This is a genomic window from Pseudomonas sp. BYT-1, from assembly GCF_023611805.1.
In the GTDB taxonomy this organism is placed as follows: domain Bacteria; phylum Pseudomonadota; class Gammaproteobacteria; order Pseudomonadales; family Pseudomonadaceae; genus Aquipseudomonas; species Aquipseudomonas guariconensis.
The window spans coordinates 1,599,761-1,623,522 of sequence record NZ_CP072559.1 but is presented as its reverse complement, the minus strand read 5'-3'; the positions used below and the strand labels follow the sequence as shown (position 1 = coordinate 1,623,522).

At 60.0% G+C, this 23,762-nt stretch carries 19 protein-coding genes and 2 pseudogenes; 2 read left to right on the top strand and 19 right to left on the bottom strand.

Going from position 1 to position 23,762, the window contains the following annotated elements:
• Positions 1-11: 11 nt before the first annotated feature.
• Positions 12-143: pseudogene (fliE, locus tag J5X93_RS07400) on the bottom strand (flagellar hook-basal body complex protein FliE); the annotation flags it as partial.
• A gap of 194 nt (positions 144-337) precedes the next feature.
• On the opposite strand from fliE, the gene istA reads away from it, so the two are divergent.
• Together istA and istB are read left to right on the top strand one after the other, a co-directional pair.
• Positions 338-1,852: an IS21 family transposase gene (gene istA / locus J5X93_RS07395; protein WP_218816148.1), complete on the top strand. Its 1,515-nt coding sequence runs from the start codon at positions 338-340 to the stop codon at positions 1,850-1,852.
• 17 nt (positions 1,853-1,869) lie between these two features.
• Positions 1,870-2,625: an IS21-like element helper ATPase IstB gene (istB, locus tag J5X93_RS07390; protein ID WP_250034212.1), complete on the top strand. Its 756-nt coding sequence runs from the start codon at positions 1,870-1,872 to the stop codon at positions 2,623-2,625.
• Between the two features lie 128 nt (positions 2,626-2,753).
• Here istB and J5X93_RS07385 read toward each other — a convergent pair.
• From J5X93_RS07385 to J5X93_RS07300, 18 genes and pseudogenes are all read right to left on the bottom strand, one after another.
• A pseudogene (locus tag J5X93_RS07385) lies at positions 2,754-2,972 on the bottom strand (flagellar hook-basal body complex protein FliE); the annotation flags it as partial.
• A gap of 105 nt (positions 2,973-3,077) precedes the next feature.
• Entirely contained in the window at positions 3,078-4,439 is a 1,362-nt protein-coding gene (locus J5X93_RS07380; protein WP_090345482.1) for a sigma-54-dependent transcriptional regulator, read from the bottom strand.
• Positions 4,439-5,656, bottom strand: coding sequence for a sensor histidine kinase (locus tag J5X93_RS07375; protein ID WP_182943357.1), 1,218 nt, complete (start codon positions 5,654-5,656; stop codon positions 4,439-4,441). The genes J5X93_RS07380 and J5X93_RS07375 overlap by 1 nt, the downstream gene beginning before the upstream one ends.
• Positions 5,657-5,840: 184 nt before the next feature.
• Complete coding sequence (gene fleQ, locus J5X93_RS07370; protein ID WP_070571546.1) at positions 5,841-7,316, bottom strand: transcriptional regulator FleQ; 1,476 nt, start codon at positions 7,314-7,316, stop codon at positions 5,841-5,843.
• Positions 7,317-7,484: 168 nt separating this feature from the next.
• Complete coding sequence (locus J5X93_RS07365) at positions 7,485-7,781, bottom strand: flagellar protein FliT (RefSeq protein ID WP_043210877.1); 297 nt, start codon at positions 7,779-7,781, stop codon at positions 7,485-7,487.
• Positions 7,782-7,797: 16 nt separating this feature from the next.
• Positions 7,798-8,193 (bottom strand): flagellar export chaperone FliS, encoded by a 396-nt coding sequence (gene fliS / locus J5X93_RS07360; RefSeq protein ID WP_043210879.1) that lies wholly within the window; start codon positions 8,191-8,193, stop codon positions 7,798-7,800.
• A 136-nt stretch (positions 8,194-8,329) separates the two neighbouring features.
• A complete protein-coding gene (gene fliD / locus J5X93_RS07355; protein ID WP_182941477.1) occupies positions 8,330-9,754 on the bottom strand; it encodes a flagellar filament capping protein FliD in 1,425 nt (474 codons plus the stop codon).
• 76 nt (positions 9,755-9,830) lie between these two features.
• On the bottom strand, positions 9,831-10,187 hold the full coding sequence (locus J5X93_RS07350) for a flagellar protein FlaG (RefSeq protein ID WP_182941479.1): 357 nt from the start codon (positions 10,185-10,187) through the stop codon (positions 9,831-9,833).
• Between the two features lie 72 nt (positions 10,188-10,259).
• Positions 10,260-11,129: a flagellin domain-containing protein gene (locus J5X93_RS07345; protein WP_182941481.1), complete on the bottom strand. Its 870-nt coding sequence runs from the start codon at positions 11,127-11,129 to the stop codon at positions 10,260-10,262.
• 243 nt (positions 11,130-11,372) lie between these two features.
• Positions 11,373-12,308, bottom strand: coding sequence for a ketoacyl-ACP synthase III (locus J5X93_RS07340; protein ID WP_182941483.1), 936 nt, complete (start codon positions 12,306-12,308; stop codon positions 11,373-11,375).
• Between the two features lie 181 nt (positions 12,309-12,489).
• Positions 12,490-16,008 carry a glycosyltransferase gene (locus J5X93_RS07335; protein ID WP_182941485.1) on the bottom strand — a complete coding sequence of 1,173 codons (3,519 nt, stop codon included), beginning with the start codon at positions 16,006-16,008 and terminating at the stop codon, positions 12,490-12,492.
• A gap of 61 nt (positions 16,009-16,069) precedes the next feature.
• Positions 16,070-17,137, bottom strand: a complete 1,068-nt coding sequence (locus J5X93_RS07330) for an NAD-dependent epimerase/dehydratase family protein (RefSeq protein WP_232092047.1) — start codon at positions 17,135-17,137, stop codon at positions 16,070-16,072.
• Positions 17,134-17,925 (bottom strand): class I SAM-dependent methyltransferase, encoded by a 792-nt coding sequence (locus J5X93_RS07325; protein ID WP_250034608.1) that lies wholly within the window; start codon positions 17,923-17,925, stop codon positions 17,134-17,136. The genes J5X93_RS07330 and J5X93_RS07325 overlap by 4 nt, the downstream gene beginning before the upstream one ends.
• Before the next feature lie 74 nt (positions 17,926-17,999).
• Positions 18,000-18,830 carry an SDR family oxidoreductase gene (locus J5X93_RS07320; RefSeq protein ID WP_182941489.1) on the bottom strand — a complete coding sequence of 277 codons (831 nt, stop codon included), beginning with the start codon at positions 18,828-18,830 and terminating at the stop codon, positions 18,000-18,002.
• Positions 18,823-19,878: a Gfo/Idh/MocA family protein gene (locus J5X93_RS07315; RefSeq protein WP_182941491.1), complete on the bottom strand. Its 1,056-nt coding sequence runs from the start codon at positions 19,876-19,878 to the stop codon at positions 18,823-18,825. The genes J5X93_RS07320 and J5X93_RS07315 overlap by 8 nt, the downstream gene beginning before the upstream one ends.
• Positions 19,875-20,765: a sugar phosphate isomerase/epimerase family protein gene (locus J5X93_RS07310; RefSeq protein WP_197971507.1), complete on the bottom strand. Its 891-nt coding sequence runs from the start codon at positions 20,763-20,765 to the stop codon at positions 19,875-19,877. Before J5X93_RS07310 ends, J5X93_RS07315 begins: the two co-directional genes overlap by 4 nt.
• Before the next feature lies 1 nt (position 20,766).
• On the bottom strand, positions 20,767-22,554 hold the full coding sequence (locus tag J5X93_RS07305; RefSeq protein ID WP_182941495.1) for a thiamine pyrophosphate-binding protein: 1,788 nt from the start codon (positions 22,552-22,554) through the stop codon (positions 20,767-20,769).
• A gap of 6 nt (positions 22,555-22,560) precedes the next feature.
• Complete coding sequence (locus J5X93_RS07300; protein WP_182941497.1) at positions 22,561-23,757, bottom strand: FkbM family methyltransferase; 1,197 nt, start codon at positions 23,755-23,757, stop codon at positions 22,561-22,563.
• Positions 23,758-23,762: the final 5 nt, after the last annotated feature.

Genomic DNA, 23,762 nt, shown 5'->3' with positions numbered 1-23,762 from the left:
TCACTCTGTCCTCAAACCGGCATCTGCATGATGTCCTGGTACGCCTGGACCAGTTTGTTACGGACCTGGGTCAGGGCCTGGAACGACACGGAAGCCTTTTGCGAAGCAATCATGACGTCAGTCAGGTCAACACTGCGGATTCCACGGTCATCTGGCCACCCATTCCATGAGCATCTGACCACCGATTCCATGGTGATCCGGCCACCCATTCCACGCGTATCCGACCACTGATTCCACGGCCATCCGGCCACTCAACCGGGCAGGCAGTAACGCAGGATTTCTTCACTACCATCGACCTCTTTTTCGAAGCAGAGAGGTCGTCGTGGAGCGTTTATCCATGCGTAAGATTCGCGAAGTACTTCGTCTCAAGTTCGAGGTCGGGCTATCGGCTCGCCAGATTGCAGTCAGTGTGCAGGTCGGTCGTGTCACCGTCGGCGATTACCTCTGTCGCTTTGCCGCCAGCGGCCTCAGTTGGCCCTGTTCGTTGTCCGATGCGGAGTTGGAGCAGCAGCTGTTCCCGCCATCGCCGGCGGTGCCCAGTGAGCAGCGGCCACTGCCTGATTGGTCTTGGGTGCACGCCGAGCTGCGTCGCCCCGGCGTGACCTTGGCGCTGCTCTGGCAGGAGTATCGCCTCAGCCAGCCGAAAGGCTTTCAGTACAGCTGGTTCTGCGAGCACTACCGGGCCTGGCAGGGCAGGCTGGACGTGGTGATGCGTCAGGAGCATCGCGTCGGCGAGAAGTTGTTCGTCGACTACGCCGGGCAGACGGTGCCGGTGATCGACCGCCACAGCGGCGAGATCCGCCAGGCGCAGGTGTTCGTCGCGGTGCTCGGCGCATCCAGCTACACCTTCGCCGAAGCCACCTGGTCGCAGCAGTTACCTGACTGGCTGGGCTCCCATGCCCGCTGCTTCGCCTTCCTCGGCGGCGTGCCGGAGATCGTGGTGCCGGACAACCTGCGAAGCGCGGTGAGTAAGAGCCATCGCTACGAGCCGGACATCAACCCCAGCTACCGCGATCTGGCCGAGCACTATGGCGTGGCGGTGGTGCCGGCGCGGGCACGCAAACCGCGCGACAAGGCCAAGGCCGAAGTCGGCGTGCAGGTGGTCGAGCGCTGGATCCTCGCCGCGCTGAGGAACCGCCAGTTCTTCTCCCTGGATGAACTCAACAGCGCTATCGCCGGGTTGCTGGAGCGGCTCAACCGACGACCGTTTCGCAAGCTGCCGGGCTCCCGGCACTCGGCCTTCGAAGCCCTGGATCGTCCAGCGCTGCGCCCACTGCCGGAGCAGCCCTACGTCCATGCCGAGTGGAAGAAGGCGCGGGTGCACATCGACTACCACGTCGAGGTCGATGGGCACTACTACTCGGTGCCGTACCAACTGGTGAAGAAACAACTGGAAGTACGCCTGACAGCGCGCACGGTGGAGTGCTTCCACGCCAATCAGCGGGTGGCCAGCCACCTGCGCTCAGCGCACAAGGGCCGGCACAGCACACAGGCCGAGCACATGCCCAAGAGCCATCGCGAGCACGCCGAGTGGACGCCGCAACGGCTGATCCGCTGGGCCGAGCAGACCGGACCGAACACCGCCGGCGTGATCGGCCACATCCTCGAACGGCGCATCCACCCGACTCACGGCTACCGGGCCTGCCTGGGCATCCTGCGCCTGGGCAAGACCCATGGCGAAGTGCGTCTGGAGCTGGCCTGCCGTCGCGCCCTCAGCCTCGGTGCGTGCAGCTACAAGAGCCTCGAATCGATCCTGCGCCAGGGTTTGGAAAGCCTGCCGTTGGCTCAAGCCAACCTGCCCCTGCTGCCGGACGACCACGCCAACCTGCGCGGCCCCGGCTACTACCACTGAACCCAAGGAAACTCACCATGCTGCCCCATCCGACCCTGGACAAGCTGCAAACCCTGCGCCTGCACGGCATGCTCAAGGCGCTGAACGAACAACTGAAAACCCCGGACATCGACAGCCTGAGCTTCGAGGAACGCCTCGGCCTGCTGGTCGACCGCGAGCTGACTGAACGCGACGACAAGCGCCTGAGCAGCCGCCTGCGCCAGGCCCGGCTCAAGCACAACGCCTGCCTCGAAGACATCGACTACCGCAGCCCGCGCGGGCTGGATAAGGCGCTGATCCTGCAACTGAGCGGCGGCCAGTGGCTACGCGACGGCCTCAACCTGATTATCGGCGGCCCCACCGGCGTGGGCAAAACCTGGCTGGCCTGCGCCCTGGCCCACCAGGCCTGCCGAGAGGGCTACAGCGTGCGTTACCTGCGCTTGCCGCGCCTACTGGAGGAGTTGGGCCTGGCTCACGGCGACGGGCGCTTCGCCAAGCTGATGAGCAGCTACGCCAAGACCGACCTGCTGATCCTCGATGACTGGGGTCTGGCCCCGTTCACCGCCGAACAGCGTCGCGACATGCTGGAGCTACTGGATGATCGCTACGGCCAGCGCTCGACCCTGGTCACCAGCCAGATGCCGGTGGACAACTGGCACGAACTGATCGGCGATCCGACCCTGGCCGATGCCATCCTCGACCGCCTGGTGCACAACGCTTATCGGATCAATCTGAAGGGGGAATCGATGCGCAAACAGACGAAGAAATTGACGACACCGAGCGCCTCAGACTAACAATGCAACCCCTGCGTCGCTGCGCTCCGACTGCCCGGCCGGATGGCCGTGGAACAGGTGGCCAGATGGCCGTGGAATGCCTGGCCAGATGAGAGTGGACTGGGTGGCCGGATGGCGTGGAATCCGCAGTCAACACCGCTCTTGCCGATCTCGAAGGCGTTGGACAGCTGGGTCGAGGCCTGCTGTACCTCATTGACCTTGCCGATGGCCTGGCCGAGCATGTCGGCAAAGCTGCTCTGGCCAGGGGCCAGTTCAGGCGCGGCAGCGACCTTGGACTGGGACATGGCTTCGGCCTGCATGGCCCGCATGTCCAGCATCAGACGATTGAATTCAACACCTTGGGTCATGGACTTCTTCTCTCCGGCGGCCGCATTTTTTTGACGCTCATGCAGCGAATGGGCTGGAACTAGCAACAAGAGTGCCAGCCCTGCATGCGACCTTTAAAACTGGTTTCAGCCGTACAGGCTGGCTTCGACGTCGAACCCCGCATCACGCATCTGCGCAAGCTTGTAGCGCAGTGTCCGCGGACTGATACCCAAGCGCTCGGCGGCTTCCTTGCGGCGGCCACGCTCGGCGCGCAGGGTGTCGATGATCATCTGGAACTCATGGCGACGCATGTCATCGCCCAGCCCCCCGGATTCGGCAGGTACCTCGCTCACGGCCACCGCAGGTACCGACAAGGCAATGGCACCGGCCAGACAGAAATCCGCCGCCTCGATCACCCCACCCTGCTGCAGGATCAAGGCGCGCTGCAAAGCGTTGTCCAGCTCGCGCACATTACCCGGCCACGGATGCCCTTGCAGGCAGGCTCGCGCCTCGGCGGACAACCGCACCGGGGCATGCTTCATCTTGGCCACATGGCGCGCCAACAGGCGCTCAGCCAGCGGCAGAATGTCGGCGCTGCGCTCGCGCAGCGGGCGCCAGGCGAGCGGGAACACCGACAGGCGATAGTAGAGGTCCTCACGGAAGCGCCCGGCGGCGACCTCCTCGGCCAAGTCTCGGTTGGTGGTCGCCAGCACGCGGATGTCCAGGGCGATCGGCTTGCGCCCACCCACCCGCTCCACCTCACGCTCCTGCAGCACGCGCAGAAGCTTGGCCTGCAAGCCCAGGGGCATTTCGGAAATCTCGTCGAGCAACAAAGTGCCGCCATCGGCCTGCTCGAACTTGCCGGCCTGGGCGGCAATGGCCCCCGTGAAGGCGCCTTTCTCATGGCCGAACAACGTGGCTTCGAGCATATTGTCGGGAATGGCTGCGCAATTGATCGCCACGAAGGGCTGCGCCGCGCGCGGCGATTGCTGATGGATATAGCGCGCCAGCACTTCCTTGCCGGTCCCGGACTCGCCGGAAATCAGCACGGTCGAATCACTGCGCGCCACACGCGCGGCCAGCTCCAGCAATTGCCGGCTGGCAGGCTCACAGGCGACCGGCCCCTCTTCATCGGCACCGCCCACGCGCCCGGCGGCATGACGCTCCACCAGGCTCAGCAGCGCCTTGGGCTCGAACGGCTTGACCAGGTAATCGACAGCGCCCTGGCGCATGGCCTGCACGGCACGCTCCACCGCGGCGTGGGCAGTCATCAGCAACACCGGCAATTGAGGATGCTGGGTACGCAGCTGAGCCAGCAACTGGTGCCCATCCATGCCCGGCATGTTCACATCGCTGACCACCAGGCTGAAGGACTCGCCAGCCACTGCCTCGAGCGCCTCCTCGCCACTGCCCACCGCACGGTAGGCGAAACCGCCGATTTCCAGGGTATCGCCCAAGGCCTGGCGCAGGACACGATCGTCCTCGACCAGCAACACCTTGATCGTCATCACGCCTCCCCCATCGCCGGCCCGCCGATCAACGGCAGCACCACGTCCACACACGTTCCTCGGCCGACCTTCGAGCGCAGCCGCAGACTACCCTGGTGCGCCCGCACGACAGCCTTGACCACCGCCAACCCCAAGCCGGTGCCGGTGGACTTGGTAGTCAGGAAGGGCTCGCCCAAGCGCGCTAGCAGATCGGCCTCGATGCCACAGCCGGCATCGCTGATGCACAAGTGCAGGGCCTGATCGCGCCGGTACAGGTGCACCTTCAGGCGCGCCGGCCCGGTGCTGGCTTGCAAGGCGTTTTCGATCAGATTGAGCAAGGCGCCCACCAAGGTGTCGCGATTGCACAGCAGCTCACCGAGATGGCTGTCGCATTGCCAGCGCACGCTATGGCCTTGGACATGGGTTTGGGCTGCCTGCTGCAACGCCTGGAACAAAGCCTTGGGGCTCATGCGGTCGCCCAGCGGCAGTTCGCCGCGAGCGAACACCAGCATGTCACGGACCTGATGCTCCAGCTCGTGCAGGCGCTCCTTGAGGCTGCCGGCGAAGCGCTGGCGGGTTTCTTTGGGCAATTCTTTTTCTGCGTCGGCCAAATGGCCGGCATAGAGCATCGCCGCCGACAATGGCGTGCGGATCTGATGGGCGAGTGAAGCGACCATGCGCCCCAGCGACGACAATCGCTCATGGCGGGCCAGTTGATCTTGCAGGCGGCGGGTTTCGGTCAGGTCGTTGAGCAGCACCAGTTGCCCGGGCTCGGCATCGAGCGAGCGCGTTGCGATGGACAGACGCCGGCCGTCACGCAACGAGATTTCATGGCCGTCATCCTTGCGCGGAGCGAAGCTGCGGGCGATCACTTGGCGCCAGAGCTCTCCGACCAATGGCTCGCCCAGCAACTCGCATGCCGCCGGGTTGGCCTCGCGCACATACCCCTGATCGTCGATGACGATCACCCCGCCGGGCAGCAGGTCGAGCAGGTTCTGCAAACGATTGGCCAGGCGCTCTTTTTCATCCAGCTCGGCCATGCGCTGAGCACTGACCACGGCCAATTCACCCTTGAGCTGGCTTACCCGAGCTTCGAGCAGGCTGTAGGACTCACTGAGCTGATCAGAAACCTGATTGAACAGGGCGAACGCCTGCTCCAGGCCCTGACGGCTTTCCTGCTCGACCGAGGTGCGGCCGTGCGCGTCGGGGGTTCGGGAGATGTGGGCGACCTGGGGCATCATGCTCTCTCGCGTGGCTGACCGTCATAAAAACGGTGTGTTGCCAGCGGTGTAGCAATAGCCGTGCCGGGTATAAGGAAATGCCGCGACCTTCATCGCAAGGCGGCGTTGCACCACCCGGCTGCAGAGGGCTTGCCGGCGCGAAGGCTGCAAAGCAGCCCCGCTTGTAGAAAAGCAGAAGGCGTCAACCTTCTGCCTGATCGTCACCTTCTCGACGGCTCATGCCGTACTTGCGCATCTTTTCCACCAGCGTGGTGCGGCGGATACGCAAGCGCTCGGCGGCTCGCGCGACGATACCGTTGGCGTCGTCCAATGCCTGCTGGATCAGGCCCTGCTCGAGGTTGCCCAGATAATCCTTCAGGTCCAACCCTTCTGGCGGGAGCATGGCGCTGCCGGAGAAGCTTGGCGCGTGACCGTTGATCGCCGCACGTTCTTCCAGATCGCTGCGCAGGCTGTCGACCATCTGCTCGTCTTCGTCATCGACGTAACGGAATTTCTTTGGCAACTCGGAAACCCCGATCACCCCGTACGGATGCATGATCGCCATGCGCTCGACCAGATTGGCCAGCTCACGGACGTTCCCCGGCCAACCGTGACGGCACAGGGACATGATCGATGCTGAGTTGAAACGGATCGAGCCGCGCTTCTCGTGCTCCATGCGCGAGATCAGCTCGTTCATCAACAGCGGAATATCCTCGACTCGCTCACGCAGCGGCGCCATTTCGATGGGGAAGACATTCAAGCGGTAGTACAGGTCTTCGCGGAAGGTCCCTTCCTCGATCATGGTCTCGAGGTTCTTGTGGGTCGCGGCAATGATGCGTACATCAATGCTCTGGGTCTTGTTGCTACCGACCCGCTCGAAGGTGCGCTCTTGCAGCACACGCAGCAGCTTGACCTGCATCGGCAGCGGCATGTCGCCGATCTCGTCGAGGAACAAGGTCCCGCCGTTGGCCAGCTCGAAACGCCCGGCGCGGCTGGTGATGGCCCCGGTGAAGGCGCCCTTCTCATGCCCGAACAACTCGCTCTCGAGCAACTCGGCCGGAATCGCCCCGCAGTTGACCGGCACGAACGGCGCTTCGCGGCGTTTGGAGTGGTAGTGCAGGTTGCGCGCCACCACCTCCTTGCCAGTGCCGGACTCACCGAGAATCAGCACGCTGGCATCGGTATCGGCCACTTGCTGCATCATCTGGCGCACATGCTGGATGGCACGGCTGGTGCCGACCAGGCTGCGGAACAGATTGGGTTCGCGCTGGCGGCCGCGCTCGCGGGCCTGGTCGTACATTTCACGATAGACCTGGGCACGGTGCAGCGAATCGAGCAACTGGCTATAGCTCGGCGGCATTTCGAGATTGAACAGAACGCGACGGCGTAGGTCTTCCGGGAAGTCCGCAGAAGAAATTTCACCTAAAAGCAGAACCGGAAGGAACTCATCCCATGCAGCCACTGTCTTAAGCAGCCCAAGGACACCCGCCGGAGCATTCACGGTCCCGATCAGTACGCACAGCACATCGCGACTCGACGACAAAGAAGCAACCGCCTGCTGCCAATCATGGCTGGAGCAGGAGAGGTTTTCTTCGCCTAGAAAATTCAGGACCACCGCCAGATCGCGGCGGCGTTCGCTGTCGTCATCGATCAGGAGGATCTTGGTTTCACGCCACATGCGTTAGCAACTTCCCTAGTCATTTCGACGCCCGCAGGCGTGCTCGACATCATTCCGACTGAATGATCAGTGCTCGGACGTCTGATTTTGCGAAAACAGTCACTAGTTAAGTCAAAAAAACGCACACAGTCAAATTAATGGCGCGCGATTTTTTGCACCCCTCCAGCGTCAACTGAAGAGATGGTATACCTTTGCGGCATTTTTCGCCTGACGAATCTGCGTCATCTCGTCGACTATCGATTGACGTTCGCCACTTGCAATATCAATAAGTTGCCGATAAACGCCCAGCAACTGCTCTAGGCTGCCCTTTACCGCATCTTCGTTGAGCGAGGCCTCCGCCAGCACGTCATCGACGCAAATTCGGCACTCCAAGTCGAGCTCGCCGATCGCATCCCAATCACGACTATCCAATGCCGCCAGCAGCGCCTCACGGGTCTGCTCGATACGCTCGATCACCTCGCTCATTGCAACCTCTCCCGAATCAGTCTGCCGGCTGCTGATCGCCGATCGCGTCCCAGCCTTCCTTGACCGTGATGAGCAGACGCGCCACCTCATCAATGATCGCCGGATCGTTCTTGACGTTGGCTTCGACCAGGCGACGGCTCATGTAGCTGTACAGGTTGTCCAGATCGGTGAGGCTGTCGGCATGGTTTTCAAGGTCCAAACCTTCGCGCAACCCGCCGATGATGTCGATGGCCTTGCCGATCAGAATGCCGCGCTGAGGGACGTCGTTGCGCGCCATGGCGCCCTTGGCCTGGGCAAGACGATCGAGACCACCCTGCATGAGCATTTGTACCAGACGGTGCGGACTGGCCACGGAGGTCTGCGCCACACCATTGACTTTCTGGTATTGCCGGAGGGCCAACATCGGGTTCATGGATCTACCTCGTTGCAGCGAAAAAGGTTGCGTATACCTGTGTATCGTCGCGGCGTCAAAGAACTTTAGCTATAAAGCCAGAAGCCCGGGGCATCCTGTAGACGCCGCCGGGCTTTTTAGTGTCCGCCTGAAAGGATCAGGACTTCTTGGCCTGGGCGTTGATCGCTTCGAAGATCGAGGTGATCTGGTCGGCTTGGGCTTTCATCTTGCCCAGGGCGGTGTCCAGGGCGACGAATTTCTTGGTCAGGGACTCGGTCAAGGACTCAGTACGACGATCCAATGCAGCCTGCTGGTCGCTGAGGTTCTTGGCAGCCTTGTCGAGATTGGACTTACGAGTCGCTAAGCTGCCATCGGTGGCGTTGTACGGGTCAATGGCCTTGTTCATCCGCTCAAAAATGCCGTTGGTACCCGTGAACAGCTCTTGCACCTCAGTACCAAGCTTCTTGTCGTTCATTGCCGCGCTGAACTTGACACTGTTGAATTCGAGAGTGCCGTCCTTCGTAGTATTGACACCCAGCTGACTTAGGGTAGTCAGCTTGTCGCCCGCCCCAACCTCAGCAAGCACCTTACGCATGTCCGCAAGCAAGGAACGTGTAGTCGGGTCGTTGGTCAAGGGACCAAGCGATTTCACTGTACCATCGGTGTTTTTGGTGGGCGAGGTCAGATCGGTGATGGCCTTCTGCAAGGTGTTGTAGGCATCCACAAAACTCTGGACCGATTTCTTAAGCCCATCGTTATCAGCAGAGACCGTCAGCGCCGTTGGCGTTGCGTTGTTGCTGGCATCCTTGGCACTGACGCCCGTGAGCTCCAGGGTCAGACCACTGATGGCGCCCTCAACTTTGTTGGTCGCGCTCTTAACGGTCAAACCGTCGATGGTCAGCTCTGCATCCTGTGCCTTGGCAGTGATGAAGCCCGCACCATCGCCCGACATCTGCGTTCCGCCATCGATGATAAGCTCGGGTATGCCAGAAACGGAGAGATCGGTGTTTGCCCCTGTGGTGGTGGAACTGAGGACCAGTCTCGAACCGCCACTCTCGTTGATGATGTTGGCGGAGATGCCGCTCGCCCCCAACTCCTTATTGATCTGATCGCGAACGCTCTGCAGCGTAGCGCCATCGGCAATGTCGAGTTTGTAGGTCTTACCGCTAGCACCTTGACTAATGACCATCTGGCCGGCCGTGATTGGCGTACTGGCGCCGCCCGCTTGGCTCGCACTGGCAACCTTGGAGCTGGTGGCTAGCTGTTTCACCGCGATGTCATAGCTACCGGCCACTGCACTGTTGCTTGACGTGACCTTGACCACCGACTCGTTCGCCGATTTGGCCATAAAGGCATTGAAGGACGGAGCATTGCTGTCGTTGAGCTTCTTCATGGCGTCCTGGAACGCCGTGAGGGCACTGCGCAGCGAGCCAATACCCGAGATCATCGCGCTATTGTTGCTAGTCTGCCGGGCGATCTGCGCTTGCTTGGCGGCAGTATCAGCGCCCACTAGCGCCTTGACCATCGCACCAATGTCGAGACCAGAACCCAAACCTACGCTGGATGTAATCGGGCTTGCCATGCTGTTGTCCCTCTCGTCAACGCGTCAATCCTGCTCCGCAGAACCAACATGATTCACATCAATTGCTCGCCGCCGGTCAAACCTTGGCGTCGAACAGAACACTTTTGACATCGCTCAGACTATGGGCTATTCGCAGGGCCTCTTCCGAGGGAATCTGACGGATCAGCTCACCACTGTCGCTGGCAATGACCTTGACCACGATTTTGCCGGATTCTTCATCAGTAGAGAATTCCAGGTTACGTCGGGTTTCTTTCAAAAATTTTTCGATTTCCGCGACGGCATTCTTCACATCGTCGACGCCCTGCACCTTGACGGGGTCGCCCTTCTTAGCGTCGTCGGAAACTTCTATAGGCCGGACAACCGGCTTTTCGTCGACCTGCTCGGTTTGGCGTGTCGCCTGATAGGACAGGTTCAGCTTGAGGCTCATGTCCATCGTCACCACCTCACAATGAAAAGGCGGGGAAGCGCCACAGGTGCACTCCCCCGCCGACAACTGTCAGGCAGATTAGCCCAGCAGCTTCAGGACTGCCGACGGCAGCTGGTTGGCCTGGGCCAGAACCGAGGTGGAAGCCTGCTGCAGGGTCTGCTGCTTGGTCAGCTGGGCAGTTTCAGCAGCGAAGTCGGTGTCCTGTACACGGCCACGAGCAGCTTCGGCGTTCTCGTTGATGTTCTGCAGGTTGTTGATGGTGCTGGTCAGACGGTTTTGGGAAGCACCCAGATCAGCACGAGTGGTGTTGATCGCTTGCAGAGCGTCATCGATTGCGCTCAGGGCCGCAGTGTAGTTGGCCTCCATGCTACCGGTACCAGTACCAGTGGTACCGGTGATAGCCTTGCCAGCCAGACCGGTCAGTGCAGCGCCGGTGCCAGTGGTCTTCATCGCCGAGCTCAGGCTGATGGTGATCTGGTTGTCGCTACCGGTGTTCGAGCCAACCTGGAAGGTCATGACGCCAGAGGTGCCATCCAGCAGGTTCTTGCCGTTCAGCTGGGTGCTGTTGGCGATACGGTCGATCTCTTTCAGCATCGACTGGAACTCTTTGTCCAGAGCCTCACGGTCTTTGTCGCTGTTGGAGTCGTTTCGAGCCTGAACAGCCAGTTCACGCATACGCTGCAGAATGTTGGTCTGCTCCTGCATCGCACCTTCAGCAGTCTGAGCGATGGAGATGGCATCGTTGGCGTTCTTGATCGCCATGGTCTGACCGCGAATCTGCGAAGTCATGCGGGTAGCGATCTGCAGGCCAGCGGCGTCGTCTTTGGCGCTGTTGATTTTCAGGCCGGAGGACAGACGGGTCATCGAAGTGCTCAGTGCGTCGGAAGCACGGTTCAGGTTCTTCTGAACGCCCAGAGAGGTAGTGTTGGTGTTAACGGTCAAAGCCATGACGAATTCCTCGTTGGATTGGGTACTACGGCTTCCGGCCTTGGCAATTCGCCGGGGGTGTGGCCTAGAGAACCTTCGTAATGTTTATCGTCGTCAGGGCAGTTTGCTTTAGGGCCTTTTTCGTTTTTTTTTGCTGGCACCATGCCAGCCCAATGAAATCAAGCAGTTGACGCCAGAAAATCGCCGTTAAAAATAAAAAGCGCCGACCGGAACCCGGTCAGCGCTTTTTCATGCCACTACCCCTTAGTCGTTACGCTCAAGGATGGCAGACCCCCACGATAGGCCTACACCGAAGCCACTAAGTGCGACACGCTTGCATGGCGAATTCAGCACGTATTTCTCCAGCAAGAGCGGGATGCTTGAGGAGACCGTATTGCCCGTCTCGACCATGTCCTTGACAAACTTCTCGCGCTGCTTGCCCTCATTGAAACGCTGAGAAACAGCATCGACGATCGCAGCACTGCCCTGATGCAAACAGTAGAGATCGATATCGTCAGCCTGCAACCCGCTCGCCTCGAGCAACTGTTGCAGGTGCGCCGGAACCTTGACCAGTGCAAAGTTATAGACTTGGCGACCGTTCATGAAGAATTTGCCGTCGGTCGTACGCAGATGCTCTGCCCCTGCCCCATCACTGCCGAATAGCGACTTGCCCAGTTGCCAGCTCGCATCTTCACCCATCCAAGTCGCCGTGGCGGCATCACCGAACAGCATGGTGGTGTTACGGTCTTCCGGGTCGACAATCTTCGAATAGGGGTCGGCGGTGATCAGCAACCCATTCTTCAGACCTGCCGCCTCCATGAACCCCTTCAGGGCATAGATGCCGTAAACATAGCCGGAGCAACCCAGCGAAATGTCGAACGCTGCGATGTGGGTCGGCAGTCCGAGCTTTTGCTGGACGATAGCCGCGGTGTGCGGCAGCCCTTCAGCGTCGCCGTTCTGAGTGACGACAATCAGCGCTTCGATGCTAGCGGGGTCGAACCTCGGATTGGCTGCAAACAACGCCTTGGCGGCCTCGACACACAGATCGGAGGTTTCCTGCGAGGCGTCCTTGCGCGGCAAGAAAGTCGAGCCGATCTTGCCGAAAATGAAATCTTGATCTTTGCCGAATTTCGCACCTTGGGCGTAATTGTCGACGCCCTCCACAGGTACGTAACTGGCGATGCTTTTAATGCCAATCATTGTGGCTTCCCGGTAGACATGGCGGATAGTGCGGGATTGGCCCTGCAATGCAGGCCGTGCAAGCCTCGTCGACGTGGCTGCCCGCAGACTGAATAGATTAGAGATGCACGTTTCGACTGCCAAGTCACGGTTATACGACCAAAGCATCGGACGCGGCAATGCCGCGCCCGATGCTCACATCTTAAGTGGGGAGCCAGGCGTCGCGCCAAGCCTGTAAAGTGACACCTTCAATCAGTCCATCGGCCAAGACCGCATCGCGTAACGCATCCCCTAGCATGGCGCAAGCATCCAAGTCCGACAGATGAAGCCGGATAGCCTCTAGCCATGCTTGCGTCTGGTTGGGCACGCGTTTGAAGGGGTAACCAGCATACGATTGGTAGCTGGGCGCATCGGTGCAGATGACGGGCACACCGCAAGCGCCCAACTGCAGTAGCCGCACGTCGCTATTAAGGTCATTGAACATATTCTGCTCACGCGGCAGCAACGCCAGATCCAGATTCAATCCGGCCAACATCGCGGGGTACATTGCTTGCACTACCATAGGCTGAAAATGCCGCACACAGCCGCGCAGCTCTTCCGGGCAGTAGCCGTAAAACACCCAATCCACTTCATCCGCCAATGCCTTGATCACTTCCAGAATCGGCGTCAAATCCCCCATCCCCGAACCATCGCCTATCCAACCAACACGTGGTCGAGCCGATACCCGCCGTAGGCCCGACACCCCTCTCCAAACGGACGCCGGCAAACGCGTTGGCAATACCTGGATATCACCATGCAGGCCAGCATAAAGCTCCGCCATCGCTGGCGTGGCCACAATCAGGCGGTCGATATGGGTAAGCCCCCGATGCAAATATCCGAGCATATCCCTGGCCTGAACCAGACGGCTTCCCCGAAGTGGCGGCACCAGGGTGTGCCCCAGGTCCAACACTCTGAATGCGCGCGAGAACATGTGCATCTGTTGCATAGCTGACAAGCGTGTCTCGCTCAGGTGCTGGTGCATGACGATGACATCAGGCTGCACCCGCTCCAGCTCCACCACCGATAGCGGTTGCATACTCACCATTCCGTCGATCACGCCGCTTTCGCGTAAAGCGTCGAATGGATGAACGGTGCGCAGCCAAGCATTCTCAGCAAAGCCTCCGGGATGCGCGATCACTTTGGGTAATACCGTCCGCCCCACATCTGGGCGACGTATACATTGCCCTGAGGCAACCCTGAAACCTTGGGCCCTCACCAGCGAGAAGCCGCGGTTGTAGGCGGGGTCTTTTGCCAACACCGGCAACCAGCGCCGATACATGACCGCTTGCTCATCCTCCGTGCCCGCGTCGGTTGCCGCAGGCTCCACGACCAGCTGCGTCCAAGGGGTGAAAATATTGAGATATCCAGCCTGCTGCAGTTTGAGGCATAGGTCGACATCAGCCCAGCGAGCGAACAACGGGTCCTCATCGAAGCCGCCCGCTTGCAGGAACAAATCACGACGTAACAGCATGCACTGCTGACTGAGAGCCGAAACAGAGTGAGCCACCTGTAAGCGGTGCAGGTCACCCGTGTCCTGCATGCCAAAGCCCTCGAACGCCGGGCCGGCGACGCCACCGAGCCCCAACACGTAGCCTGCGTTGTAGATCTCACCGGAAGGAGTCAACAATTTGCCACCTACCACGCCCACTTCCGAGCGTCCGGCATGATCTAACAAATGATCCAGCCAGTCCTTCCCCAGCTCCACCACCGAAGCGCCGAGCCAGACCAGATAGTCGCCGCGCGCCTCCTGTGCCGCTAGATTGCATAGCCGCAGCCACGGCACCCCATCTGCGAAGGACAACACACGCATCACACCACCAGCTACTCGCTCGACGGCCTCAAGCCAGGCGTGTACTTCTGCATCCAAGTCCAATGGAGCGATCAACAAGATCTCCAGGCTCGGGTGTCGGGTCCGCTCCAGCAGCGAAGTGATGCAACGCTGGAATTGCGCCAGCGTCCCACGAAGCGGAATCACTATGCTCACCGATGCCTGGAGGTCGCTGCCATAACCAACGTGATAGTGTCCTGCCTGGTGGGCGACAACCTGCGCCTGAGTGAAACCGCGAGCCTGCAGATGACGCTCGATTGCAGCCTGCTCGTCGGTACAGATATGCGCCTGAGCCTGCTCCCGCACAAGTAGAGGTTCGGCCAGATGTACGACACTACCTAACCCGAACTGCTCAAGTAGACGCAATTGGTAATCCAACTCGAAAGCTTTGCCGCTCCTAGGATCGAAACCGCCCAGTTGCAGCAACGCCTCACGGCGCAGCAGCCAATGCGCCGACATGCCGTACGGATACCCCAGGAGCAAGTCTAAGTTCAGGTCTGGACGCAGCATCGGCTGAAGCCGGCCATTGGGCGCCCTAGACACCTCGTCCAAGTAAAGAGCCTTGCATTCGTCCGACAATCCAACGAGCTCACGGGAAATGAGCAACAAGGCGTCATGGCTGAACGCCACACCAGCTCGCACGATTAGCTGCCAGCCTGCCGCAGACTGCTTTATCAGCGCATTGAGCATGTCGCCAGCAAGCCCGCCTTGCCAATGCACATGGCGCATGGCGACACCGCGGGTTTCGCAAACACGCCAGGACGGCGCCAACACCGTCACCGCCAGCGTATCGAGTGGGCAGCCGTCAAGACTGGCCAAGGTACGCAGCAATGCCGAAGAATCCGGAGCCTCATCGAGCACCAGAATCTCCAGTACCGGTAGTGCCGCGCGTTCATCGCTAGTGATCAGCTCGAAACGACGTTTGGCTGCTCGCTGACGTTCTTGCAACCAGGCAGTCGGTGATTGCGCGGTTTCAGCTGGCAGCAGCTCGCACGCTGCTGCCTGGGTAGTGGCAATGAAGCGGTCTAGTGCAATCCAGAATTCTCTCTGTTGCTGCAGCAGCCGCTCGCGCGCCAGCCCGAGGGTACTTCTGGCTCGAGCGAGCTCCTCGGGCTCCAGGCTCCAAGCCACGCCATAACTCTTGCTTTCCTGGATGGAAATCTTGTTTGCCACCCACTCGCTTGGCAACACCACCGCCAGGCAACCGCAGAGCACAGCTTCGGCCGCCAAGCCGGAAGACTCACCGCAGTAGAAATACTCACATTGCTGGAAAAGATCGGAAAGCGCCTCCCAGCTCTCCGGCCAGGTGGACGTGATTTCGACCGCATCCTCTGGCAGCAAAGCGGGATCTATCGCTCGCTGTCCCCGGCCGCGGTAATAACAGACCTTACCCGGGATGCGCTTTCCAGGGTCATCACCGGGACGGAATATGCTCAGGTCGAACGCTGGCAAAAACAGCACCTGATCCGCCGACATGCCTGGTTGCACTAGGTCTCGTGTGTAGGCATAGAGAATGTCGTTATCGCCATAATCGCCAGTGCCGCGAATGAAACCCGGCTGGTTCAACAGGTAGCGAACCACCACATTGCCCTGCAGCGGATTGCCATCGACAACCTCCGGGTAAATGACGATCGGCTCCAGCCCAACCGCTTTGTGCTGGCGTTTAATCTCTTCGCTCAGGAAGGGAGTGAGAAGTTCGGGGTGTCCCTGGTCAGAGCAAATATAGGCCTCCTGACCGGACCGGTTGAGTGCATCGCAGAGCATATGCATGACCCGAATACCGGCGGAACTGCGGACATAAGACCAAATATAGATGTAGTAAGGCTGAGGACGCTTGGAAAAAAGTTCACGCATCGGCATCGCCTCATGAGCGAAATGGATAGGCCTGAGATTGGGGGGGCATGGTTCAAGACATCTAAAAATTTCTATTACGCCCAAGCGGTCGCGCCCATCGGGCCATACTGTCGATACACTCGTCCAGCGTGGTCCAAGCCTCCAGTCCCAAAGCCCTGGCCCGGCTGATGTCCGGTACGTAAAACGACCTGGACGCACCCTCAGGTCGTCCCAGGATGCGCAGCGGCTTGTGTGGCGCGATTCGAGCGATAACTCTGGCCGCCACTTCGGCGATGCTCACCGCGTGGTCAGAACCGACGTTATAGGCTTGACCGGGTTCGCCGCGAACAAGCAGCCACAACAGCCAGGCTGAAAGATCGGCACCATGCAAATAACTGCGGACTGCCTCGCCACTGGAATTGAGCACGATCTGCTCACCGAACAGCGCATCACGCACGAAGTTACCGATGGCAAAATGCGCATCAAGTGGCAAACCCGGTCCGGCGAAAGCGAAACAACGGCTCATGACAACTGGCAAACCGTGGACCTGGCTGTACAAGGCGGCGAGTGTTTCCTGAACACGCTTGCCTTCGCCGTAGGCGCTGCTGGCTTGGTTGCTGGGACAAGCACCGGGGTGATCTTCGCGAACGCCTCGACCATCGGGCAGCCCACCGTACTGGGCGCCGGAACCTGTGATGAGCACCCGCTCGCAGCCGCTGTCGACCGCCAGGTCGAACACTCGACAAGCACCCTCGGTGAGCGTCTGCAGCAGCTCCAGGGGGCGCGCATGCGCAGCGGCCGAAGTGTCCGCCGCGGCGTGCACGATCATCTGTACCGGACGCCCCGGCAATGTTTTTAAATGACGAATGTCGGTTGTTAGCCAGTTCAACCAAGGACAATCGCGATAACCGGGCAACATCGCCAAAAAAGCGTTGGGATTGCGCGAAATCAGAGTGACCTCGATGGTGGCCCCCTGATGATTTAGCAGGTTTATCAGTGCCAAGAGCCAACGCCCGAAGAATCCAGTCCCGCCAGTAATCAGCAGGTGCCGTCCCTCCAGTGCTTGGCGAAGTTCGCCAAGCACTGGCAAACGCAACAGCTCTTCACGCACCTGTCCATCGTTGCGCGGATCAAAAGCATTCAACATCATGCCAACCTCACCAGCACCCCTATCACCTCAGCCTGACGCCACCCCAGATCAACAGGCAATAGATGGCTATCCACCCGTTTCAGGCCACAGCCCTCGATCAGTCGCTGCAACGCCAACTCGGTGAAGAAGTTAATGTGTTCATGCCAGTGACGCTTGCTGGCAGCCAACGCCAGGCTGCCAGGCCGTTCACGCATGAGCCCTTCATGCGGTACTTCAAGATAGAGCAAGGTATCGCGGTCCATGGCAGGCAGCATTTGCTTGATCAAAGCACGGGGAGACGGTACGTGCTCGAGAACTTGGCAACAGGTGATCAAATCGTAGCGGCCACGCGCCAATTGCTCCGGCCCAATGGCTTCGGCGCCTTCAGCTAGTTCGACGGCAGAAATATCATGAACATGCAATAGACTGTGTCGCCCCCGAAACGGCGTATTCAGGCCGCTACCGCCACCCCAGTCCAGTACGGCGGGCCGCTCCGGCAGATGGGGTGCAAGCCAGCGCTCGATATCGGCGATGTACGCCTCACGGCCCTGATAGTGTTCGGCAATAGCAGCATAACCCGGCTCGTACTGTTCGCGCTCACGGGTGTATTGAGCACCCCGATAGCCGCTGTACAGTGCTGCCATCTGGGCATCGGAGAAACGGTAATCGAGGAACAGCGCACCACAAGCCTGGCATTGCAAGGAGTTGCACAGGGTATAAGCCATCCCAACGCGCAAGTCGCGCAAACCCCATTCGGCGGTAATTTCCACCGGTTCGTGATCGAATACCCGTTTGGCGACGAAAGGCATCAACACCGCAGCGGACTTGTCCAAATGGACGCTATCACAGCAGATGCAGGCCCTAGCGATGAAGTCGGAGGGGCTCACCATGTGCTTCGCCCTCCATCAACCACTAGGTTTGCGCCGTTCATGTAGGTAGAGGCGTCCGAGCAGAGGAATGCGATTGCACCGCGATACTCATCGGCCTCAGCCATGCGCCCGAGGGGGATTAATTGGGTCAGCCGACTGAGGAAAACATCGTTCTGTCCCGCGAATACCCCTCCTGGCGACAGGGCATTGCAACGCACACCTTGTTCGCACCAGTAGGTAGCCAGGTACTTTGTCAGACCGATGAGGCCATGCTTGACCACTGAATAGGTGACCGGCTTGACTGGTTGGTTGTCGGCGTCGCGATCCTCAAGCCGATATAGCCGCTGGTCAGGTGCAATGACCCCAAGGTCTGAGGCGATGTTGACGATCACACCCCGGCCCTGGCTCGCCATTAGGCTGCCGAATACCTTGGCGCAATTGAACGCCCCTCCCAGACCGACATCCAGATCCAGCCGCCACTGTTCCCATGGAAAATGCTCAAGGCGCGAGAAGTCCTGACCATCGGTGTTTTCCACTTTGGGGTTACGGGCTGCGTTGTTGATCAGGATGTCAACACGGCCTAAGCGCTGCTGCACGTCGTACGCGGCAGATTGCACGCCCTGCAGATCGGTTATGTCAGTGACCTTGGTGAACGCTTCGACACCATATGCCTCGTCCAGGCGCTCGGCGTTGCGAGCCAAACCTTGGGCGTCGATGTCAAGCAGCACGGGCCGGCCGCCAAGGCTCGCGATGGTGGCGGCATGCTGGTAACCGAGCAACCCAGCGCCACCAGTGATGATCGCCACGCGATCGGCAAGACTGAACAGGGCATGCATATCACTCATCTACCATCACCTCATCCAGACGGACCTCCCGTTGAGCCTTCAACGACTTTAAAGCGGCCAGAGCCAGACGCAGGCTTTGCACTCCGTCGGTCAGATCGACGACTGGCCGTTCACCGCTGGCCAGACACTCGAGGAAATGCCTGGTTTGAGCCAGAAACATGTCGTTGCGCACGAAGCCGGTGAAGGTATCTTCCTCACTGAGCTCGCCTTGGGCGTCGTATACACGCAAGCGATTGGCCAGCAGATCCATTTCAGCGATACCAGTATCACCGGCAATTTTGAACAGGCGAACCGGGGGGCGTTGCAGGAAGTCCTGATGCAACAGCACCGGGAAACGGCCCGTCTCGCCCTGGTAGCGAAGCAGCGACGACACGCTGTCTTCGACGTCAATCTCAAGACCACTCAACTGGCCACCGTGGCTGGTAATGCTCTGCGGCAATCCGAAGAACCAATAAAGCAGGTCCATCTCGTGGATTTGCGACAGCACCACACCGCCGCCTTGATCGGCCCGCGCCGCGTACATTTGCCGATAGTCTTCGTAGCGGTGCCAATTTGGCAGGTACTCACCGATTTCAGCGCGCACGCTAAGCAAACGACCGAAGAAACCGCCGTCGAAAAGCGCTTTCATGCGCTGCAGGCCGGGATGGAAGCGAAAGTTGTAACCGACGTGGAACAGTAGACGGCGCTGACGTACTTCGGCGAGCAACTCGGCAACGCCGTGCAGGTCACTGGCGAGCGGTTTCTCCATGAACACCGGCACGTTGGCCTTGACACAGGCCAGGGCAACCGGCACGTGCAGAGCATTGGGATTGCAGATGAATACGGCCGCAGGCGCTGCCGCTAGGGCCGCATCCAGGTCGCGATGTACGGTAATGGCGTAGTCCGTCTCGAGGTTGGCCCCCTCGTCAACGGTCAGGTTGTCACGCAGTTTGATCGTCTGCCCACGTACGCGGAAAGCATGCACTTCCAAACGCTCGCCAAGCAATTGACGTAAGTTTCGCAGATGGCGTTGGCCGATCCCGCCCAGGCCGCAGAACAGGATTCTCATAAGCGCGCCTCCGCTTTTTTCTCAAGCAAGGCAACGCCACGCAGCCACTGACAGGCAAGGTCTGCCATCTGCGCGAGCCAGCGCACTTCGTCACCCGCCTCGCCACGGGCGACTTGCAGCACAAAATCGCCGCGATAGTCAAAGCGGCGCAGCTGTTCGAGTAACTCGGCAAAGTCGGTATCACCCTGCCCCAGCGGCACGGTGCTGCTACCGAGCCGGCGGTCCTTGATGTGGAAGCTACCGATGCGTGCACCGTAGGCGGCAAATTCTTCACGCGGGCAATAGCCCAGCGAGGCACTATTGCCCGCATCGTAGTTGACCAGTACTAGAGGGTGCTGCAACCGCGAGAGGAATGTAGCGAAGGGTTGAGGCGCCAGGTCGGTTTCCAAGTGCAGCTCAACGCCATGACGCTCTGCGTCAGGTAGCACCTTGCACAGAGCGGCAATGATCTGCTCACGCTCTTGCTCGGTGCGCATACTAGAAGCATCGACAAACGGCAGCACTACGCGTGTCACGCCCATTTCCGGGCAGATCCCAAGCAGCCATCGCAAACGCTCGAGTAAGGCCTCGTGTTCGATGTCACTGCAACGCAACAGAGGGCAGTCCATGAAATAGTCGGCGCAGATCGACACCACCGAGACCTCATGTGCCGTCAGTGCCTCACGTAGTTGCGCACGCCCTTCGGCTGTCTCCAGAGGATTGGCCCCCTCGCCATACAGGTCGTAGATCCACTCGATGCCACGCAGGCCGGCCTCGCGAACACTCTCTATTTCGCGCATCCAGCCCTCGCGGGGAAACGACTGGAAGCGCCCACCCTCGGGCGCGCCAAGACGTCCTTGCATAGTGTATAGGCCGGCATCGGCGTACTGGCTCAGGTAATCGCTCATGTCAGTCATCCACTAGCGCAATCAACATGTTGGCCCGCAGCTCATCGGGCTCGAGGAAGGGGAAAAGGTCCTCCAAGGGTCTGGAGACCATCACACCGTTGTGGCCGATACGCGAGGTCACTCGCGGACCGATAGCCTGGTCCGGTTCAACCATCACTTCGCAGAGCACTGGTCCTTCTTGCGCCAGCACTTGGTCCAAGGTGGCCCGCAGATCAGTTTCGCCGTTGATTCGCACGGTCGGCAGACCGAAGGCCGCGGCCAGCGCCGAAATGTCAGGCAAAGTCAGACCAGAGTCCGGGTCGCACCCAATCGTCTCCTTGAAATAACCACCTTGAGACGCACGAATCGATGCGTAGCCGTTATTGTTCAGGACAAAATATTTGATTGGCAAACGCAACCGGCGGACAACTTCGAGTTCCTGAATATTCATGACGAAACCGCCATCGCCGTCCACCGATATAGTGCGGCGCCGTCCGCTGCCTAAGCAGCCACCGATCGATGCCGGCAGGCCGTAGCCCATCGAGCCCAGACCACCTGTAGCCACCGCACGCTGGCCACGCTTCAGACGCACGGCCAGCCAGAACGTATCCAGCGCGGCGCCGGAACTGCCCGGGATGATCTGGTCGCCCTCCGCCATGGCATCCGACAAAGTTTCGGCGAATACATAGGTGTTCACATAAGTGCTTGGCTTGCGGTACTCCGGTAACACCACCGGGTAACTGTTCTTCCAGGCGGTGCAACGCTCAATCCAGGCGGGATAGGCATACATCCCTTGAGCGGTAGCTTGAGCCAGACCATCGATGAAGGCTTTGGCATCGCAGATGAAGCGCTCGTCCGGCATGTCGCCGAGCTTGGCAATCTCGGCAGGGTCGATATCCACAACCACGATACTGGCTGCCCGCGCAAACTGTGCACGGTTGAAGCCGGTGATGGAGAAGTCCATGCGGCACCCGATGGCTAGCACCAAGTCAGCGTTCTGCACGGTGAAATTTGCCCCTCGGGCAGCCACCGTCCCACAACGACCGAAATACAACGGGTGGTCGTACTCCAGCAGGTCAGCCCCGATCCAAGTGGTCAGCGTCGGGATGCCAAGTTGCTCGACAAGATTGCGCAGGCTGTCTTCGGCCGAAGCGCAGTGTACGCCGTTACCTACCAGCAACACCGGGCGCTGTGCCTGCTTGAGGCGCTGCGCCAAGCGCGCCAACGCCGCACCATCGGGCTGCGCCAGCTCACCGACAGGCGGCTGGTAGCCCTGCAATTGAGCGGGATCGATCTCGGTAGCCTGCACATCCAGGGGCACATCCAGCCATACCGGCCCCTTGCGCCCGCTGTTCATCAGGTACACGGCTTTTTCCAGCTCGTAGCGTACCTGCGAGGGATCGAGCAAACAGACCGCGTACTTGCTCAAGGGTCTGACCACACTGACGATGTCCAGCTCCTGGGTACCGAGCTGGCGCAAGCCGGTGTCGCCCTTGAGGTCTGCACGCTTGACCTGCCCTGAAACGAACAGCATCGGCGTGGATTCGAACCAGCCGCCGGCCAGGCCGGTTAGAGCATTGGTTGCACCGGGCCCAGAGGTGACCAGGCAAGCGCCGAAGCGGCCGGAGGTACGTGCATAACCTTCGGCGGCAATGGCCGCACCCTGCTCGTGCAGCATGCTCACCGCACTCAGCCGCGGCTGACGGAGCAAGGCGTTGTTCAGGTGCATGGCACCGCCGCCTGGGAGGAAAAACACATGCCCTATGCCCTGGTCGGCAATGAATTGGAAGATATAGTCGGCAACGCGCATAGGGCTTTACTCGGCACTGTACTGGGAGGGAAGACGGTCTGCGGGCACAGCGTATAGAACCAGATCCCAGCCTTCAGCAAGGTGCGGTCCAAGGCTGAAGTGGTAACCCGGATAGTAGCCGTGCAACTGCAGCAGGATGCTCCAGAGGTGCTCCTGCTCGTGATACACGCACACAGCAATAACAGGATGGCGCTCACTGATCAGGCGCTGGCCGCCCGCCAAACACTGCGGCTCAAAGCCTTCGATGTCGATCTTGATGAACGTAGGCTCCGCAATGGCCTTAGCAAGATCGTCGAGCGTGGTCACCTCAACGCGCTCGCTACCGCTACCGACTCGAGCGGCAGGCCCGCCGCTGGCTTCGATGAATATTTCGCCACGGCTATCGCCCACCGCCATTGCATGAGCATAGAAGCGTTCCCGCCCATCGAGCCTGGCTAGTGTGGCGCACAACGCCGCATAGTTGGCCGACGAGGGTTCGAAGGAGTGGATCTGGCTGAACGGACGCCCGCTGTTCAAGTAGCCTTCGACGGAATCACCGTTGAATGCGCCGATGTCATAGACCACCTCATCGGCCCGCTCATTGCAGAACGCTGCATCGAAATAGATCGCCCGCGGCGAAGCCGGGGGCAGCAAGTCGTAGTCGAGGAACAAGCGCCATTGCACATGATCGACGAACAGCTGCCGTGACGCCTCGTCACCGAGCAATGCGTAGGCTTGTCGGATTTCATCAGCTTTTGCGACAACTTTTTCGGGCAGGTCGAGCGAATAGTGCGGCAGGAAACTTTGCGGATAGCGCCATGCCAAGTGCCCGAACAGTGCGATACGCTCGAAACCCAACGCCTGCAACGGGCCGAGGCGATCTTGCATACGGTCTGTGGCTTCCCCGCACCAGATGGTAGCGATCAGCCCTGGGAGTTCACCTGGGTGCTGCTCCACGTATTGGGCCGGACCATACACCTGCAAGCCAAGTATCTCACTGCCCCAGAGTTTGGGGTTGTTGTCGATGAACGCCAGGGGATGCAGCCCCATGCCTTGTAGCACCTTGAGCGCCTTTTTCCCTAGGTTGCCCGCACCGAACAGGATGAAGGGTTTATCCAACCCTCCCAGCAGTTGGTCAAGGGTCTCGAACTGGCGGCGGCGGATCGCTTCGACAGGCTCACTCAGCAAGCGCTCCAGACGGTCATTAAGGTGGTCAATTGTCATCTATG

What these genes read in the sequence shown, in the direction of transcription:
- J5X93_RS07350 (WP_182941479.1), bottom strand. Translation starts at nt 10,187, where the DNA reads ATGGACATGAGCCTCAAGCTGAACCTGTCCTATCAGGCGACACGCCAA.
- J5X93_RS07365 (WP_043210877.1), bottom strand. Translation starts at nt 7,781, where the DNA reads ATGAGCGAGGTGATCGAGCGTATCGAGCAGACCCGTGAGGCGCTGCTG.
- J5X93_RS07375 (WP_182943357.1), bottom strand. Translation starts at nt 5,656, where the DNA reads ATGCCCCAGGTCGCCCACATCTCCCGAACCCCCGACGCGCACGGCCGC.
- J5X93_RS07335 (WP_182941485.1), bottom strand. Translation starts at nt 16,008, where the DNA reads ATGCGTGAACTTTTTTCCAAGCGTCCTCAGCCTTACTACATCTATATT.
- J5X93_RS07345 (WP_182941481.1), bottom strand. Translation starts at nt 11,129, where the DNA reads ATGGCTTTGACCGTTAACACCAACACTACCTCTCTGGGCGTTCAGAAG.
- J5X93_RS07300 (WP_182941497.1), bottom strand. Translation starts at nt 23,757, where the DNA reads ATGACAATTGACCACCTTAATGACCGTCTGGAGCGCTTGCTGAGTGAG.
- fliS (WP_043210879.1), bottom strand. Translation starts at nt 8,193, where the DNA reads ATGAACCCGATGTTGGCCCTCCGGCAATACCAGAAAGTCAATGGTGTG.
- J5X93_RS07325 (WP_250034608.1), bottom strand. Translation starts at nt 17,925, where the DNA reads ATGCCTTTCGTCGCCAAACGGGTATTCGATCACGAACCGGTGGAAATT.
- fleQ (WP_070571546.1), bottom strand. Translation starts at nt 7,316, where the DNA reads ATGTGGCGTGAAACCAAGATCCTCCTGATCGATGACGACAGCGAACGC.
- J5X93_RS07380 (WP_090345482.1), bottom strand. Translation starts at nt 4,439, where the DNA reads ATGACGATCAAGGTGTTGCTGGTCGAGGACGATCGTGTCCTGCGCCAG.
- J5X93_RS07305 (WP_182941495.1), bottom strand. Translation starts at nt 22,554, where the DNA reads ATGCGCGTTGCCGACTATATCTTCCAATTCATTGCCGACCAGGGCATA.
- istA (WP_218816148.1), top strand. Translation starts at nt 338, where the DNA reads ATGCGTAAGATTCGCGAAGTACTTCGTCTCAAGTTCGAGGTCGGGCTA.
- J5X93_RS07315 (WP_182941491.1), bottom strand. Translation starts at nt 19,878, where the DNA reads ATGAGAATCCTGTTCTGCGGCCTGGGCGGGATCGGCCAACGCCATCTG.
- J5X93_RS07320 (WP_182941489.1), bottom strand. Translation starts at nt 18,830, where the DNA reads ATGAGTGATATGCATGCCCTGTTCAGTCTTGCCGATCGCGTGGCGATC.
- fliD (WP_182941477.1), bottom strand. Translation starts at nt 9,754, where the DNA reads ATGGCAAGCCCGATTACATCCAGCGTAGGTTTGGGTTCTGGTCTCGAC.
- J5X93_RS07310 (WP_197971507.1), bottom strand. Translation starts at nt 20,765, where the DNA reads ATGAGCGATTACCTGAGCCAGTACGCCGATGCCGGCCTATACACTATG.
- J5X93_RS07330 (WP_232092047.1), bottom strand. Translation starts at nt 17,137, where the DNA reads ATGATGTTGAATGCTTTTGATCCGCGCAACGATGGACAGGTGCGTGAA.
- J5X93_RS07340 (WP_182941483.1), bottom strand. Translation starts at nt 12,308, where the DNA reads ATGATTGGCATTAAAAGCATCGCCAGTTACGTACCTGTGGAGGGCGTC.
- istB (WP_250034212.1), top strand. Translation starts at nt 1,870, where the DNA reads ATGCTGCCCCATCCGACCCTGGACAAGCTGCAAACCCTGCGCCTGCAC.